Below are 15,040 nucleotides of genomic sequence, written 5' to 3'. Positions count from 1 at the left end.
CCGTGGGCAAGAACATGGTGAGCGTGACGGCGTCCGTGCCGGCCGGTGAACCGCCCGCCTGGGCCGTACTGCAAAGGCAGTTGTTCTCGGTACTGGACGAGGCATGGCGGGTTTTCGAGGACCGGTACTGTCACTCCGGTGGCGGGCTGCGCTTCGACGGGGTCCTGGAAGGCCGTGACGGAGCGGACGACTTCTACGAACCGTTCTTCAACTGGCCGATGCTGTACCTGCTCGGCGGGGCGGACGACCTGCTCGACGCCAGCAAGAAACACTGGAACGGCATCACCCGGCAGCTTTCCGATGCCGGGTTCCTGGTCGACGAGTACGAGCGCGGGTACGACTGGTTCCACCAGGGCGAGTCGCTGCTGATGTTCTACGGGATCTGCGCGGCCGACCCGTCCGACGACGCGTTCCGCCGTCGGGCGCTGCGCTTCGCCGACCTCTATCTGCCCACCTCGCCCGTCGGTAACGTCGACGGCTCGCAGCGGATCATCCGGGCTCCGCACACCGGGGCCGGCGGGCCGCGCCGTGGCGTGGATGACGCATGGGCGCAGGGGTTCGGCGCGGAGCTGACCAACATGAAGCCGTACGGCCTGCCCCTGGAGGATCTTCCCGGGATCGACACCTGGGACGACCTGGCCGACCCCGGTAACGCGCGGCGTATGGGCGAGGCGATGAACCGGCGGCTCGGCGACGGCGATGTCGCGGTGAATCTCGCGTCCACCTCGCTGATCGCCAACGCATGGCTGTACACGGGCGAGGACCGGTACCGCGACTGGCTCGTCGACTACGTGCAGGCCTGGCGGGACCGGGCCGCCGCCGCGGGCGGCGTCATCCCCGACAACGTGGGGCCCTCCGGCGAGGTCGGTGAGCTGCACGACGGCCGCTGGTACGGCGGCCCGTACGGCTGGACCTGGCCGCACGGTCTGCACAGCGTCGGCGCGGTCGCGGTCGTCGCTGCCATGAACGCCGCTCTGGTCACCGGCGACAACGCGTGGTTCGACCTGGCCCGCGCCCCGCTGGACCGGGTGCTGGAAGAGGCGACGCGCGGGCCGGTCCGTGACGGTGACTCCAGCATGGCCATGACCTGGCTCCAGCGCCTCGGGCCCGATGCCGGCAGCGACCTGCAACTGGTGCCCTACCGGTACGGCCTGCACGGCTGGTTCGACCACCAGCCGCTGCAGATCGCCTTCCCGGCCTGGATCTGGTGGTGCTCCGGCGACCCGCAGGACCGGCAGCGGCTCGACCGCGTGGAGCGCGACTGCGGCTACGACTGGACGACCGTGCACGCCTTCCGCGACAAGGAGGAGGCCGGACACGAGGCGCCGTGGCTCGCCTACCTCGACGGTCGCAACCCCGACTACCCGGCCCGGGCCCTCGGCATGGCCCTGGGGCAGGTCGCCCGCAGGATGGCACTCGTCCGCGAGGATGCGACCACCGCCCGCACCGATGACATCCACTGGTGGCAGCGGCTCAATCCCGTGGTGACCGAGATTCTGGTGCAGCTGACCACGGGCGCTCCCGCCACCCCCTACAACGGGGGGCTCCAGCAGGCCCGGGTGCGCTACTGGGACGCCGACCGAGGCCGTCCCGGCCTGCCGGCCGACGTCGCCGCCCTCGTCGAGGAGCTCGACGAGACCCGGGTCGGCGTCCAGTTGGTCAACCTGAGCCATACGCGCGAGCGGCGTGTGGTCGTGCAGGCCGGCGCGTTCGCCGAGGACGGCATCGACCATGTCGTGGTGGATCAGCTCGACAGCGGCTACCCCGGCCCGAACCGCGCCTACCGGGCCGACGAGTTCACGACCAGTACCCGGCGCACGGACGTGCGCGACAGCCACCTGCTGGTGACCCTGCCGCCGGGGACCCGGCTCGGTCTGACCATGCAGGTGAGGCGCCGTCAGTTCACCCCGAGCCACCCGACGTTCGACCGATACCAGGAGAAGTAGAATGATGAGCGATGAGCAGGCCCAGCCGGTGTTCTCCCTTCCGGTGCGCGGCGACACATACCGGCGTGCCGATGCGGAGCTGGTGGACCAGATGGGCCAGGTGAGCAGCGCCACCGCCTGCGCGAAGCTCCACGGCCTGGGCATCAGGCGCACGTGGATGGAGGGGCCGCAGCCCCTCGCGACCGGGCAGAAGATCGCCGGGTCCGCGTTGACGCTCCAGTTCATGCCGCAGCGCGAGGACATAGCGAGCGGCCTGGCCCAGGAGGCTGTCGAACGCCAGACCGCCCTGTGGGCGGTGCTGGAAGCGGTGCAGCCCGGCGACGTCCTCGTCATCCAGGCGTACGGGTCGGCGTTCAGCGGCTGCGTCGGCGACATGCTCGTCCGCTACTTCAAGCGCAAGGGCGGCGCCGGGATCGTCGTCGACGGCCGGATCCGGGACGCGCCGCGGGTACGCGAGCTCGGCGTGCCGATCTGGTGCACCGGCACCACCCCGCACTACGCCTCCCAGTCGGAGCTGTTCCCCTGGGCGTACGACGTGCCGGTTGCCGCCGGCGGAGTGCTGTGCCTGCCCGGGGACATCGTGGTCGCCGATGAGGACGGCGCCGTCGTCGTCCCGCAGGCGACCGCGCCGGAGGTGGTCGCCACCGCCCGGGACCACCAGGAGTGGGAGGTGTTCAGCCGGATGCGTCTGGACCAGGGCGCCCGGCTCGGCCACTACTATCCGCTGACGTCGGAGTCGCGCGCGGAGTACGAGCAGTGGCGCGACCAGAAGCGGTCGTCCCAGCGATGAACCATGTCTCGGGCCCGGGTGTGCTGGGCCGCACCGGACTCACGGTCGGCAGGCTCGGCCTCGGCTGCGCACCCCTGGGCAACCTGTACGAACCGGTTCCGGAGCAGGACGCCGCCGGCACGGTGCGTGCCGCGCTGGCGGGCGGGACGCGCCTGTTCGACACCGCCCCGCGGTACGGCAACGGCGTGTCCGAACAGCGCCTCGGCCAGGCGCTGGCCGAGGTGCCCAGGTCCGAGGTCGTCGTCGCGACCAAAGTCGGATACCTCCTCACCGACGACGGCGCCGAGCCGGACTTCTCCTATGACGGCACCATGCGGTGCCTGGAGGAGAGCCTGACCCGGCTCGGCCTGGACCGGGTGGACATCGCGCATGTGCACGACCCCGACCACCATGAGCAGGAGGCCCTCGCGGGGGCCTTCCGCGCCCTGGTCGAACTGCGGGAGCAGGGCGTGGTGTCGGCGGTGGGCGCGGGCATGAACCAGAGCGCCATGCTGGAACGGATCGTCGCGCGGGCCGACGTGGACTGCGTACTGCTGGCCGGTCGGTACACTCTCCTCGACCAAGAAGCTCTGACGGGCCTGCTCCCCGCGTGCGAGGCCCGCGGTGTCGGGGTCGTGCTGGGCGGGGTGTACAACTCCGGCCTGCTGGCCGATCCGCGGCCCGGTGCGAGGTACGACTACCGGACGGCCGAGCCGCACCAGGTTGCCGCCGCGCTGGCCATCGCGGAGATCTGTGCCCGTCACGGGGTGCCGATGAAGGCGGCGGCCCTGCGGTTCGCGTGGGGGCATCCTGCCGTGTCCACTCTGGTCGTCGGAGCCAGGACGGCCGATGAAGTGCGGGAGAACCTCGCCATGGCGCGAACCACCGTTCCCGCCGGCCTGTGGGAAGAGCTGCGCGCGGCGGGGCTGCTCCCGCAGGAGGTGCCCACGCCGTGACCGTCATCGACGCACACGTCCACCTGTGGGACCCCGGCCTGCACGACCACGCGTGGCTGCGGTCCGCGGGCGATCTGCATCGCCCCTTCCTTCTCGACGACCTCACCGCGGCCGCCGGATCGGTGACGGCTGTTGTCGTGCAGGCCGGGCGGACGGTGGACGAGGCCCGCTGGCTGCTGGGCCTGGCGGCGCGGTCCGCACGGCTCGCGGGCGTCGTCGTCCACGCGGATCTCGCCGATCCGGCCGCTGTGGACACGATCGACGCACTCCGTGCGGAGGACGGGAGTTCAGCACTGGTCGGAGTCCGCGACCCGGTCGGGGCGGGCGAGGGCACCCGCCTCGGACTGCCCCAGGTGCGGCGCTCACTCGCGGCCCTCGGTGAGCGGGGCCTGACGATGGACCTGCTGCTGGGGCACGGGACCCTGCGCGAGGCACAGGCAGCGGCCGGGGACCTGCCGCAGGTGCGGTTCGTCGTCGACCACGCCGCCATCTCGGCCGTCGACGTGCGGCGCGAGGGCCTCGGCGCATGGGCAGCGCAGCTGGCGCCACTGGGCCGACTGCCCAACGTGGTGTGCAAGTTGTCCGGACTCGGCAGGGCCACCGCCGAACCGGGCGGAGTCCGCCCGGACGCCGTGGTCCGGGTACTGCTCGATGTGTTCGGGCCGCGCCGGCTGATGTTCGGGTCCGACTGGCCGGTCAGCACCCAGTGGTCGCCGTACGAGGACGTGGCCGGGGCCACGGCCCGGATGCTGAACGGGTTGAGCCCCGACGAAGCCGCCGCGGTCCTGGGCGGAACGGCCGTCAGGGCCTACGGACTTGAGCCGGCGGACACGTCCGCCGGCGACAGGATGACAATGATCCGGCAGAGGGAGCACTGATGACTGGTCTGAACGATCTGCTCGAACAGAACAAGGGCATGACGTCCGGCGGGCTGCTGTCCGACCGCGTGTACCGGCTGCTGCGCTCGGCCATCCTGAGCGGCGAGATGGCGCCGGATCAGCGGATCGTCGAATCCGACATCGCCAAACGCCTCGGCATCAGCCAGGCTCCGGTGCGCGAGGCCGTCAAGCGGCTGGTGCACGAGAGCCTGGTCACTCATGTGCCGCGGCTGGGCAGCCGGGTCGCCAGTATCTCGATCGAGCAGGCTGAGCAGGCACGTGAACTGCGGGGTCTGCTGGAGGAGTTCGCCGCCCGGGCCGCCGCCGAGCGCCGCGCCGAGGGCTACGTCGACCAGCTGAACTCGGTGATCGACGACATGCGACGGGCAGCCCTGCACGACGACCCGAGCAGCTTCCGCGACAGCGACATGGCTTTCCACCGCCTCGTCTGCCAGGCCAGCGGCAACCACCTGCTGCCGCGGTTGTGGGAGGTGATGGAGCCCAGTCTCTGGACCCTGCGCGTGGTGTCCAATCCGTTCTACACCGGCAGCCGCGACAAGCTCGTCGACGAACACGCCCGCCTGCTCGACATCCTCGTCAACGGCCGGGAGGACGAGGCCGCGGAGGCCTTCCGCCGCCACGCGACCGGCACGGCCGGGCCTTCGCAGCACGACGAATAGGACCCAGCGGCTACGTGCGGCAGGCGGGCGCGACCCGTACCGCGACCGTGTTCACCCAGGTCCGCGGTGGACGGTACGGGGAGCTGTCGGCGTACGTAGAACCGGTGCCCCCGGGGTCGTCATCGCCGAAGCCGCGGTGGTTGGGGGCAGGGGGCCTGCTGCGATCAGTGGGCGCCTGGCCTGGCGGCAATGCGTTCCAGAATGGCGTCGAGTTCGGCGCGGGACCACCAAGAGCCTTCCCTCATCACTCCCGCGATCTCACGGAGAGCGGTGTGGTCCTCCAGCGGGTCCTCGTCCAGCAGCACCAAGTCGGCAGGCATACCGGTCACCACACGACCGAACTCGCCTTCCTCGCCCAGGAATCGGGCCGGCTCCGTGGTCGCCCCCTGTGTGGATGATGTGCTGCCCGCTGTTGGCCGGGGTGTACTCGCGGATTCCGGGCAACATCGTGCCCAGGAGCGACCGGCCGCTGATGACGAGGCGGAGCTGTTCACCGGGGTGGAAGATGAGCCGGACCGGGAGCAGATCGATCTCGACGTCGACGATCTCGCCGGGTGAGAGCTTCTCGACCCGGTCGAAGGTGTGGGCCGGGATGTCCTCGGTCGACAGCTTCGCGTCCGGGTGGCGCATCGACCATGGCGCAATCCGCGACAGTCCTCCCTGGAGGCTGAAGGTCGATGAAGGTGCGGCCACATCCGTCGGACGGATGGTTTCGTCGGACGGAAGGTGGTCGATGCCGGCGTCGTCCCCGGCGCAGTGCAGATGCCGCGGCTGCCGTCCGCGCCAACGGGGCAACCGTTACGCCGAACAACGTTTGAATTGACGGAAGTTGGGCCGGAACGCAGAACCGGCCGAACAGGAAGATTAGCTCTGGACGAAGTTATTACTTCCCGGTAAGTTGCCGCCGTGTTTCCAAACCACTCGCGGCCACTGGTCACCGCACCGGCCGAAGCCGCCGTCCTCGCCCTGCCGCTGGCGGAGTGCCCGCTCAGCCGGGTGGCGCCGGCCCGCCGGACGGGTCTGCCCTCGACCGCTGCAGCCAACGCCGCCCGACCACTCATCGACGACGGCTACCTGCACGAGCCCCCCAGGAGCGCACCGCTCCAGGGGCCGGGCGCCCCGTGAAGCCGTGGGCCACCACTCCGTGCTCCCCCGCTGGTGCGACGTGCCGATGACCGGCAGCCTCGCCGAGACAACCAGCCCGGCCGTCATCGTGGAGAACCCGTCCGGGCCGCACCACCTGGAGATCCACCCCCCACACCCACCTCGCCCCTGGAGGGGACAATCTTGAGATCCACTGGGCCGGCCCCCGCCGTCAGGAAATTCTTCTCCCGAATCCTGCCTGCCACTGCAGCCGCGGTCACCCTCGTTCTCGCGGGAACCTCCGGTTCCGTCGCGGCGCCCCCCAGCGCCACCACCACCGCCACTCCCCTGACCGGACCACAGTTGGCAGCCTCCTGGACGGGGCCGCTGAGTACCCGCGGACGGTACATCGTCGATGCCAACGGCAACCGCTTCAAGCTGAAGTCCGGCAACTGGTCCGGGGCCCAGGGCACCTATGAGGGCAGCGGCGACGTCAACGACCCCGCGAACCACCAGGCGAACCAGATGTCGAACAACATCCCGTTGGGCCTGGACCGCGCGCCGCTGAAACAGATCACGGACGACTTCCACGAGCTCGGCCTGAACAGCATCCGGCTGCCGTTCGCCAACGCGATGATGCACGACTCCACGGTCGTACCGGACTCCGCGGTCGCGGCCAACCCGCAACTCAAGGGCAAGACCCCGCTGGAGGTGTACGACGCGGTGGTGGCGGCCCTGACCGCCGAGGGGTTCGCTGTCATCCTCAACAACCACACAACCACCTACCGTTTCTGCTGCGGCCTGGACGGCAACGAGCGCTGGAACAGCGGCCAGACCGCCCAGCAGTGGCAGGACGACTGGCTCTTCCTGGTGAACCGCTACAAGGCGAACAAGCGTGTCGTCGGCGCCGACCTGCGCAACGAGATCCGCCGCGACACCTGGGACAACCCCAACTGGGGCCAGGGCGACGATCACGACGCGTACGCGGCCTTCGAGCTGGCGGGTACCCGCATCCTGGGCGCCGACCCCGACATGCTGATCATCATGGAGGGCATCAACTGGCAGGGCATCCCGCTGAACGGGCTGAACTACGGCAGGCCGATGCTGACCCCGGTCCGCAACCTCTCCAACACCCTGATCTCCTCGGGGAAGCTGGTCTACGCCGCGCACTTCTACGGCTACACCGGGCCGAACTACACGGGCGCCGACAGCGGACCGGGGCACACCAACGACTGGCCGTACGAGGACTTCCCGCTCGACCAGCTGAAGCAACTGGTGCACGACGAAGCCCTGTTCGTCACCCAGGCCGGCCAGCACTTCACTGCCCCCGTATGGATCAGCGAGTTCGGCGCGGCCGGCCGAGGGTCGGATGATGCCAAGGAGAAGACGTGGTTCGACAACTTCACCGACATCCTGGTCCAGAACGACACCGACTTCGCGATCTGGCCGATGGTCGGATGGACCGACGCCAACGGCACGCCGCAGGACAACTGGGCCCTGATCTCCTACGACGCCGCCGGCAAACGGCAGAGCCTCGGCGACCCCGGCGACTGGCGGTCCGCCGACTGGAACAAGCTGGTCAATGCCCGCGGCGTCTCAGGTCCGGTCGCACAGGTCGACCACTGGAACATGCTCGACCTCGACTTCCGGGACCATAACGTCTCTTCCCACATGCTCGCCCAGGGCGACTGGAGCCCCGGCTACCGCAAGGGCAACTGTCCCGACAGCCAGCGCCTGACCGGCCTCGGCCGCAGCGACAAGCGCGGCCTGTGCACCGACGCGAACCAGCCCGCCAAGGGCACCGGTGACTGGGTGGCCGTCCATGACGACCGCTACGTCACCCACGGCGACTGGGCCTCGGGCTACAACAAACTCCAGTGCCCCGACAACACCTTCGCCGTCGGCTACAGCGTCAACGGCAACTCCATGGCCGGCCTGCTCTGCGCGCCGTCCGCCGCACCGCTGCCACTGACCGGCCGCAATGTCTGGTTCGACCAGGGCGACAACCGCCCGGCCACGGGCGGCTCGGTCGAGAGCGACTGGGCTCCCGGCTACTACAAGGGCCAGTGCACCGACAAGGAGTACATCGCAGGCGTCGCCTTCACCTGGCAGCGGAACCACGGCGGGGTCCCCGACGTACTGCTCTGCCGTCCGCTGAGCTGACCCACCGGCATCAGTTCCCTCGGCCCCGCCATCGAGGAGTTCCGGATCCAACCGGAGCAGGAGCCGACCGGCTCCGCAAGGCGCGCCCGATGGGCTGAACACGATCGAGGCCTCCATCCCATGGAATCTCCGCTCGCCCCGCCCGGGTGAGAGCTGCTCAGGCGGAGGCGGCGCGGCGGCGGTCAGGGGCCAGCAGGTACGCGAGTGCCATGTCGCTGAGTTCGTCCGCGTACCGGCGTAGCGCCGTCTCGCCGGTGGCGGGGTCGGGGCGTACGGAGTTGTGGAAGCAGGCGCCGAGGATCGCGCGGGCCGCGGTGTCCAGCGCCGCCTCCGGATGCGAACGCCGGATCTGGCCTGCGTAGGGGGCCGCGGCTTCGAGCAGGAGGCGGTGGATTTCGGTGATGGTGCGGGCACCACGGTCCAGGGACTTGACCCCCCGCACCCGCAGCAGCTCGGGGAAGAGACTGTTGCTGTCGGCGAAGGACTCCAGCAGTGCGTGCGCATAAGCGTCCATGACTCCGGAGAGCGAAGGCTCGGCCGCACCCAGCCGCTCGGCCATGTACTGCTCACGGCGTTCCAGCATCCGCTCGGCCAGGGCGGTGATCAGCTGTTCCTTGTCCTCGAAGCGGCGGTAGATCGTGCCCACCGAGACCCCGGCGCGTTCCGCGACGCCGGTGATCGTCATCTCTTCCAGGCCGGCCGACGAGGCGATCTCCTCGGCCGCCCGCAGCACGCGCGCCAGCGTCGCGGCACTGCGCGCCTGCCGGGGCTCCCTGTAGGGCGCTGGGCGGCCCGGCTCATCAGTCACGCCCCTCATGGTATCGGCGGCAGTCTCGACAGGTGTCCTTGACAAGTGAGGCGTCCCTCTGAGTACTCTTCAAATGCGAACGTGAACTTGCATTCGCATCCAATGGGAGGCTGCACATGACTGACACCCAGACGTCCCCGCCTGTGACCGTGACGCTCGAGTCGGGGCCCGCCGGAGCCGGGAGCATCGACGACTTCGAGCTGTTCTACGCCCGCCGTGCCCTGGACCGCTTCCGGACGCGGCTGGGACGCCAGGGCCTGCTCGACCTCCTGGCGGCGGACATCGAGGAAGGCAATGCCTTCCTGCGCGAGAGCGCCCGCACATCGGACGGCAACTTCAAGGCAGGCACGACCGTGCTCGCCGCGCAGGGCCTCACCTCGGGCGAGTTCCTGGCCTGGATGGACGGGGCCTTCGCGGGCGACGACGAGCGCGTACTCCTCGCCGCGCACCCCGAGCACTACGCGATGGGCACCGATGCCATCGGGGCGCGCGTGGTGGAGAACATCGGCCCCCACATCTGTTCCTTCTACATGGGCGGCTGGGGAACGGACGCGATGGCCTGGGCCGCGGACGCCGCCGAGCTCCTCCCGGAGTCCGAGTTCCCGCGCAAGATGTCCTCGAACCTCTTCCTGGAGGACGGCACCGTCGTCGGCCGGGCACTGATCCAGTTCGGAGACACCCCCGACGGCTTCACGGCGAACCTGACTGTCTACTTCCCCGCCACCTGCCCGGACGAGGTCCTGGACCACCACCTCCGGCACTACGCCGTCGAGTTCAGGAACTGGATCATTGCCGCTGCGACTGCCCAGGCCTGAGGAACTGCCGGTCTCGCTCACCGCCGGTTGAACTCTTCAGCCGGGGGCCGGGCCCTCGCGGCCTCGACAGCGCCGTTCGACCCGGCGTCGACTGAACCGGCTACCCGGCTACTCACCGCATGGGGGCAGTCCGGCCAGGATCATGCCCGGTCCCGCACGGCCGAAGCGGCCAGAGCTCAGTGGAGTACGCGGCAGCCGGCCCGGCGGCATCAGCGAGATCGGCCGACAACGATGCCCCGGCACGACCGACCAACCCCGGCCCATCGGCACTGACATGGACCATGGGACGCAACCCGATACTCTGCACACAGAAAGCGCCCTCCGCCTGGACCGACTGAACCCCTCAGCAAGGTTCATCGTCCCAGGTCAGGAAGGCACTCTCGCCTTTTCGCCCCACCAGCCGCCGTACCCAGGTGAAGCGGCGGGGCTACCGCCGCACCCGCGGCATCCCCAGCCCGATCCAGGAGATGATCTCCCGCTGGATCTCGTTGTTGCCGCCGCCGAAGGTGAAGATGACGGCCGAGCGGTAGCCGCGCTCCAGTTCGCCGTGGAGCACCGCGCCGGCCGAGCCCTCCTTGAGGGGGCCCGCCGCGCCGATGACCTCCATCAGCCAGGCGTAGGCGTCCCTGCGGGCCTCCGACCCGTACACCTTGACCGCGGACGCGTCCTGCGGGGTGAGCGTGCCGTTCTGTACGGCGTTGACCATCTGCCAGTTCAGCAGCTTCATCGCGTCGAGCCGGGTGTGGGTGGTGGCCAGCCGGCCGCGCACCCAGCCGAGGTCGATGACCCGGCGCCCGCCGTCGATCTCCGTCTCCGCGGCCCACCGCTGGACGTTGTGCAGGGCCCGGATGGCCATGGTGCCGTGGGCGGCGAGGGTGACCCGCTCGTGGTTGAGCTGGTTGGTGATCAGCCGCCAGCCCTTGTTCTCGTCACCGACCCGGCGGGAGGCGGGGACCCTGATGTTCTCGTAGTAGCTGGCGGTGGTGTCGTGCGAGGCCAGGGTGTTGATCAGGGTGCAGGAGTAGCCGGGGTCGTCCGTCGGCACCAGCAGCATGGTGATGCCCTTGTGCGCGGGGGCCGCCGGATCGGTGCGGACGGCGAGCCACACCCAGTCGGCGGTGTCACCGTTGGTCGTCCAGATCTTCTGGCCGTTCACCGTGTAATGGCCGGTGGTCTCGTCGCCCTCGCGCACGGCGCGGGTCTTCAGCGCGGCGAGGTCGGTGCCGGCGTCGGGCTCGCTGTAGCCGATCGCGAAGTCGATCTCGCCCTTGAGGATCTTCGGCAGGAAGTACGACTTCTGCTCATCGGTGCCGAACTGCATGAGCGTCGGGCCGACCGTGTTGAGCGCCATCAGCGGCAGCGGCACACCGGCCTGCGCCGCCTCGTCGAAGAAGATGAACTGCTCCATCGGGGAGAGCCCGCGCCCGCCGTACTCCTTCGGCCAGCCGACACCCAGCCAGCCGTCACCGCCCAGACGGCGGACGGTCTCCCGGTAGAAGCGCTTCTGGGCCGCCGGGTCCGCGTACCGCGCGTAGGCGTTGTCCGGTACCAGGTCGGCGAAGTACGCGCGCAGCTCGGTACGCAACTGCTGTTGTTCGGGGGTGTATTCGAGGTGCACGGCCCCTCCTCGGTGCGGCGTCGGATCGAGGGGCACAGTAGAACGTGTTCCATTCTTTTGGAATGGCGATGACCGTCCCGTCTTCGCCGCCGCCCCCGCATGGGGGCAGCTGTGCCGGGCAGCCGATGCGACAGGGGGCCCGCACCGTTGCACCCTGGTTCCAGGGTGCGGCGCGGGCCGCCCCCTGACCGAGGCATCATCCGGACGAGGCAAGGAATGATTGTGAACGCGGTTCCCACCATCAGCCTGAACAACGGCGTCCAGATCCCCCAGCTGGGCTTCGGTGTGTTCCAGATCGAGCCGGCCGACACCGTCGCGGCGACGCTGGCCGCCCTGGAGACCGGTTACCGGCACATCGACACCGCCGAGATGTACGGCAACGAGAAGGAGGTCGGGCAGGCGGTACGCGACTCCGGTCTGGCCCGCGAGGACGTCTTCGTCACCAGCAAGCTGAACAACGGTTTCCACGCCCACGACGACGCGCTCAAGGCCTTCGACCGGACACTCAGCGAGCTGCGTTTCGACTATCTGGACCTGTTCCTGATCCACTGGCCGCTGCCCGGCGTCGGCGACTTCGTCGAGACGTGGACGGCCATGGAGGAGATCTACCGCTCGGGCCGCGCGAAGGCGATCGGGGTCTCCAACTTCCAGCCGCACCATCTGCGCCGGCTCCTCCAGGAGACCGAGATCGCGCCGGCCGTGAACCAGATCGAGGTCCACCCCTACCTGACGCAGGACGAGGTACGCGCGTTCGGCGCCGGGCACCGGATCGCCACCGAGGCGTGGTCGCCGATCGCCAAGGGCAAGGTCCTGGACGACCCGACGATCACCGGGATCGCCCGCCGGGTCGGCCGCACTCCGGCCCAGGTCACGCTGCGGTGGCACATTCAGCGGAACGACATCGTGTTCCCGAAGTCCGTCACGCGCTCGCGCGTCGAGGAGAACTTCGCGCTCTTCGACTTCGAGCTCACCGAGGCCGACATGGCCGCCATCACCGGCCTGGACCGCGGTGAGCGCACCGGCCCCGACCCGGACACCTTCAACTACGTCCCGTAGCGCGGCGGGTCCGCGGGGGTTCTGGGTTCCCGGGAGTCCCGGACCCGGCCGCCGAGCCTCCCGGGTCCGCCGGCGCCCCGGCTGCGGCACGGGGTCAGGGCGGGGTCAGGACGGGATCAGGACGACCTTTCCCGCGACTGTTCCCGACTCGGCCAGCCGCAGCGCTTCGGCCGCGCGGTCCAGCGGGACGCGGGCCGCGACGGGGGCGGTGAGCGAGCCGTCGGCGAGCAGATCCAGCACCTGGGTCAGATCGGACTGCGTGCGCGCCCGGAACGCCGCGGCGCGCCGCCTCCCCGCCCAGATGTTGTAGAAGGTGGCGCTGCGGCGGTTGGGCAGCAGATTCCAGAGCGTCAGCCGCCCGATCAGCAGGAGCACCGGCAGCCTGGAGGATCCCGGCGTGTCGCGGGTGGCCGCGGTGCCGTACGACACGAGGGTGCCGCCGGGCGCCAGCAGCCGGAACGAGTCGACGACGCCGTCACCGCCCACATGGTCGAAGACGGCGTCCACGCCGTGCGGGGCGGCGGCCCGCAGCCGGTCCGCCAGACCGGGCGCCCGGTAGTCGACGGGGACGACGCCCCGGGCGCGCAGGGCCTCATGGTGGCGGGGCGAAGCCGTACCGATGACGCGGGCCCCGGCGAGCAGGGCCAGCTGTACGAGCGTGGAGCCGACCCCGCCGTTCGCACCGTGGACCAGGACGGTCTGCCCGGCGCGGATCCGGGCGGCGCGGTGCAGCATCTGCCAGGCGGTGATCCCGTTGACGACGAGGGTCTCGGCCTCGGCCGGATCGACACCGTCGGGCACCGGGATCAGATCGGCGGCGCCGACCAGCAGACGGTCCGCCCAGCCCCCGGTCTTGAGCAGCGCGGCGAACCGGCGTCCCGCGAGCCGGGAGTCCACGCCCGGCCCGGTCCCCACGACCGTGCCCACCACGTCGTAACCAGGCACGAAGGGGTACGCCGGCTGGTCGTAGTACTTGCCACGGCGCATCTGCTGCTCGGCGAACGAGACGCCGGTGGCCTCCATTTCCAGCAGCACCTCACCGGGCCCGGGGGCAGGCGCCGGCCGGGTCCGCACCTCCAGGCCCTCCGGCTCGACCACACCCGGCAGGACGACCTCGGTGACCGTGGCGCTCCTGAGGGGGCCGGCGTTCTCGGCGTTCGTCATCACGCCACTGCCTTTCATCATCACTTCTTGGTTATAGGCTCTAACTGAAGAGTGAAGCTGTTACGGATGCTTGTCAAGCACAGCACGAAAGGACCCGCCCTCCTCGGAGCCGACCCGCCCGCCCCGGTCAGCGGACTTCCTCCGGCACGAGCCACTTGCTGTCCGGGCGGGCGGCACTCCGGGCTCGCCGGGACGTGATCAGGTCCGGGACCGGCGCGACCCGAGCGCGGCGGCCGACGAACGACGCGACCAGGTACCTCACAGCCATCGAACGGGCCATGCCCGACTCCGGATTCACGCAGTCGGTCCCAGTCCGGCGCCGGCAGTGCGACCGGCCGCTCGACGGCGCTGGAGCTCGCCCGGAGCGGCGCCGCGGTCGCCGTACTCGACATCGACGAACACACAGACGAACACACAAATGGCCGGGACCACCGAGATGATCACGCAGCAGGAGGCGATCACGCCGCTCGGCCGGCCACGCCGGAGGAAGCCGCGGCGGCAGTCCGGCTCTGCTCGGACGCCGCGTCCTACGTCACCGGACCGTGATGCCGGTCGACGGCGGACAGCGGGCGTGAAGGTCATCGCGCGGCCGTAGGGCGGCCGTCCGCACGGCGCCGCGACCTACGGGTGCTACAGGTGCTACGGATCAGGACAGGTCGTACGCGGTGTCGTGCTTCGGCTGATACAGACCGACCGTACCCGCGCCCGGCACCACAAGGGAGGTGACCAGTCCCCAGCGCTGTTCGGTGATGTCCGTGGTGAATTCGACGCCCTTGGCCTTCAGATCCGCGACCGTGACGGCAAGGTCGTCGCACATCAGGAACAGCTCGGCGGCGCCGGCGGCCTGCGGATCGGCCGGGTGTACGGCCAGTTCGGCAGGCGGGGACTTGAAGATGAGCCAGCCGGCTCCGGCGTCGACGTACGGGAACCCGAGCACATCGCGGAAGAAGGCACGCGCCGCCTCGGCATCGCTCGCGTAGACGACCGTGTGTGCACCGCTGATCATCCGTGCAAGCTATCAGTCCGCCGAGATCTGCCCGCCGGGCTCGCCGGGCTCACCGACGCGGCTCCTGGCGCGCCGCCTCCCATGGGCACAGCGGCGGC

Annotated in this window: 15 protein-coding genes; 9 read left to right on the top strand and 6 right to left on the bottom strand. The window is 70.1% G+C overall.

Translation table 11 applies throughout. From position 1 onward, the window contains the following. Positions 1-2: 2 nt before the first annotated feature. Genes OG210_RS30800 through OG210_RS30780 form a run of 5 tightly spaced genes read left to right on the top strand, consistent with a single transcriptional unit; the run spans position 3 to position 5,229 of the window. On the top strand, positions 3-1,946 hold the full coding sequence (locus tag OG210_RS30800; RefSeq protein WP_371539802.1) for a hypothetical protein: 1,944 nt from the start codon (positions 3-5) through the stop codon (positions 1,944-1,946). 4 nt (positions 1,947-1,950) lie between these two features. Continuing rightward, on the top strand, positions 1,951-2,736 hold the full coding sequence (locus OG210_RS30795; RefSeq protein WP_328323610.1) for a ribonuclease activity regulator RraA: 786 nt from the start codon (positions 1,951-1,953) through the stop codon (positions 2,734-2,736). After that, positions 2,733-3,671, top strand: coding sequence for an aldo/keto reductase (locus OG210_RS30790; protein WP_371539799.1), 939 nt, complete (start codon positions 2,733-2,735; stop codon positions 3,669-3,671). The genes OG210_RS30795 and OG210_RS30790 overlap by 4 nt, the downstream gene beginning before the upstream one ends. Beyond that, entirely contained in the window at positions 3,668-4,549 is an 882-nt protein-coding gene (locus OG210_RS30785; RefSeq protein ID WP_371539797.1) for an amidohydrolase, read from the top strand. The genes OG210_RS30790 and OG210_RS30785 overlap by 4 nt, the downstream gene beginning before the upstream one ends. Continuing rightward, positions 4,549-5,229: a GntR family transcriptional regulator gene (locus OG210_RS30780; RefSeq protein ID WP_266859979.1), complete on the top strand. Its 681-nt coding sequence runs from the start codon at positions 4,549-4,551 to the stop codon at positions 5,227-5,229. Before OG210_RS30785 ends, OG210_RS30780 begins: the two co-directional genes overlap by 1 nt. 164 nt (positions 5,230-5,393) lie before the next feature. Here OG210_RS30780 and OG210_RS30775 read toward each other — a convergent pair whose 3' ends face one another. Then, positions 5,394-5,549, bottom strand: a complete 156-nt coding sequence (locus tag OG210_RS30775; protein WP_328323617.1) for a hypothetical protein — start codon at positions 5,547-5,549, stop codon at positions 5,394-5,396. Beyond that, positions 5,488-5,859, bottom strand: a complete 372-nt coding sequence (locus OG210_RS30770; protein WP_371539795.1) for a CocE/NonD family hydrolase C-terminal non-catalytic domain-containing protein — start codon at positions 5,857-5,859, stop codon at positions 5,488-5,490. The genes OG210_RS30775 and OG210_RS30770 overlap by 62 nt, the downstream gene beginning before the upstream one ends. Positions 5,860-6,135: 276 nt before the next feature. Here OG210_RS30770 and OG210_RS30765 point away from each other — a divergent pair, with 276 nt between their 5' ends. Further along, the gene (locus tag OG210_RS30765) at positions 6,136-6,354 is read left to right on the top strand and encodes a hypothetical protein (protein ID WP_328323621.1); all 219 of its coding nucleotides are present in this window, start codon (positions 6,136-6,138) and stop codon (positions 6,352-6,354) included. Positions 6,355-6,516: 162 nt separating this feature from the next. Then, entirely contained in the window at positions 6,517-8,475 is a 1,959-nt protein-coding gene (locus tag OG210_RS30760; RefSeq protein ID WP_371539792.1) for a glycoside hydrolase family 5 protein, read from the top strand. Between the two features lie 157 nt (positions 8,476-8,632). On the opposite strand, the gene OG210_RS30755 is transcribed toward OG210_RS30760, so the two are convergent. Then, on the bottom strand, positions 8,633-9,292 hold the full coding sequence (locus OG210_RS30755) for a TetR/AcrR family transcriptional regulator (RefSeq protein WP_328323625.1): 660 nt from the start codon (positions 9,290-9,292) through the stop codon (positions 8,633-8,635). A 107-nt stretch (positions 9,293-9,399) separates the two neighbouring features. On the opposite strand from OG210_RS30755, the gene OG210_RS30750 reads away from it, so the two are divergent. Beyond that, positions 9,400-10,098: a hypothetical protein gene (locus OG210_RS30750; RefSeq protein ID WP_371539789.1), complete on the top strand. Its 699-nt coding sequence runs from the start codon at positions 9,400-9,402 to the stop codon at positions 10,096-10,098. A gap of 427 nt (positions 10,099-10,525) precedes the next feature. On the opposite strand, the gene OG210_RS30745 is transcribed toward OG210_RS30750, so the two are convergent. Beyond that, positions 10,526-11,716, bottom strand: a complete 1,191-nt coding sequence (locus tag OG210_RS30745) for an acyl-CoA dehydrogenase family protein (RefSeq protein WP_328323629.1) — start codon at positions 11,714-11,716, stop codon at positions 10,526-10,528. A gap of 222 nt (positions 11,717-11,938) precedes the next feature. On the opposite strand from OG210_RS30745, the gene OG210_RS30740 reads away from it, so the two are divergent. Continuing rightward, positions 11,939-12,772, top strand: coding sequence for an aldo/keto reductase (locus OG210_RS30740; protein WP_328323630.1), 834 nt, complete (start codon positions 11,939-11,941; stop codon positions 12,770-12,772). Positions 12,773-12,877: 105 nt separating this feature from the next. On the opposite strand, the gene OG210_RS30735 is transcribed toward OG210_RS30740, so the two are convergent. Further along, positions 12,878-13,954, bottom strand: coding sequence for a medium chain dehydrogenase/reductase family protein (locus tag OG210_RS30735; RefSeq protein WP_328335297.1), 1,077 nt, complete (start codon positions 13,952-13,954; stop codon positions 12,878-12,880). Positions 13,955-14,582: 628 nt separating this feature from the next. Then, complete coding sequence (locus tag OG210_RS30730) at positions 14,583-14,942, bottom strand: VOC family protein (RefSeq protein WP_328323632.1); 360 nt, start codon at positions 14,940-14,942, stop codon at positions 14,583-14,585. Positions 14,943-15,040: the final 98 nt, after the last annotated feature.

The sequence above is a fragment of the Streptomyces sp. NBC_00466 genome (genome assembly GCF_041433995.1).
Classification (GTDB): Bacteria; Actinomycetota; Actinomycetes; order Streptomycetales; family Streptomycetaceae; genus Streptomyces.
The sequence above is the reverse complement of the archived record's forward strand: the minus strand, read 5'-3'. Positions and strand labels throughout refer to the sequence as shown.

Bases quoted from the DNA above. Each gene is read 5' to 3' on its own strand.
- OG210_RS30795 (WP_328323610.1), top strand. From the start codon at position 1,951: ATGAGCGATGAGCAGGCCCAGCCGGTGTTCTCCCTTCCGGTGCGCGGC.
- OG210_RS30790 (WP_371539799.1), top strand. From the start codon at position 2,733: ATGAACCATGTCTCGGGCCCGGGTGTGCTGGGCCGCACCGGACTCACG.
- OG210_RS30780 (WP_266859979.1), top strand. From the start codon at position 4,549: ATGACTGGTCTGAACGATCTGCTCGAACAGAACAAGGGCATGACGTCC.
- OG210_RS30775 (WP_328323617.1), bottom strand. From the start codon at position 5,549: ATGCCTGCCGACTTGGTGCTGCTGGACGAGGACCCGCTGGAGGACCAC.
- OG210_RS30770 (WP_371539795.1), bottom strand. From the start codon at position 5,859: ATGCGCCACCCGGACGCGAAGCTGTCGACCGAGGACATCCCGGCCCAC.
- OG210_RS30755 (WP_328323625.1), bottom strand. From the start codon at position 9,292: ATGAGGGGCGTGACTGATGAGCCGGGCCGCCCAGCGCCCTACAGGGAG.
- OG210_RS30750 (WP_371539789.1), top strand. From the start codon at position 9,400: ATGACTGACACCCAGACGTCCCCGCCTGTGACCGTGACGCTCGAGTCG.
- OG210_RS30735 (WP_328335297.1), bottom strand. From the start codon at position 13,954: ATGAAAGGCAGTGGCGTGATGACGAACGCCGAGAACGCCGGCCCCCTC.
- OG210_RS30730 (WP_328323632.1), bottom strand. From the start codon at position 14,942: ATGATCAGCGGTGCACACACGGTCGTCTACGCGAGCGATGCCGAGGCG.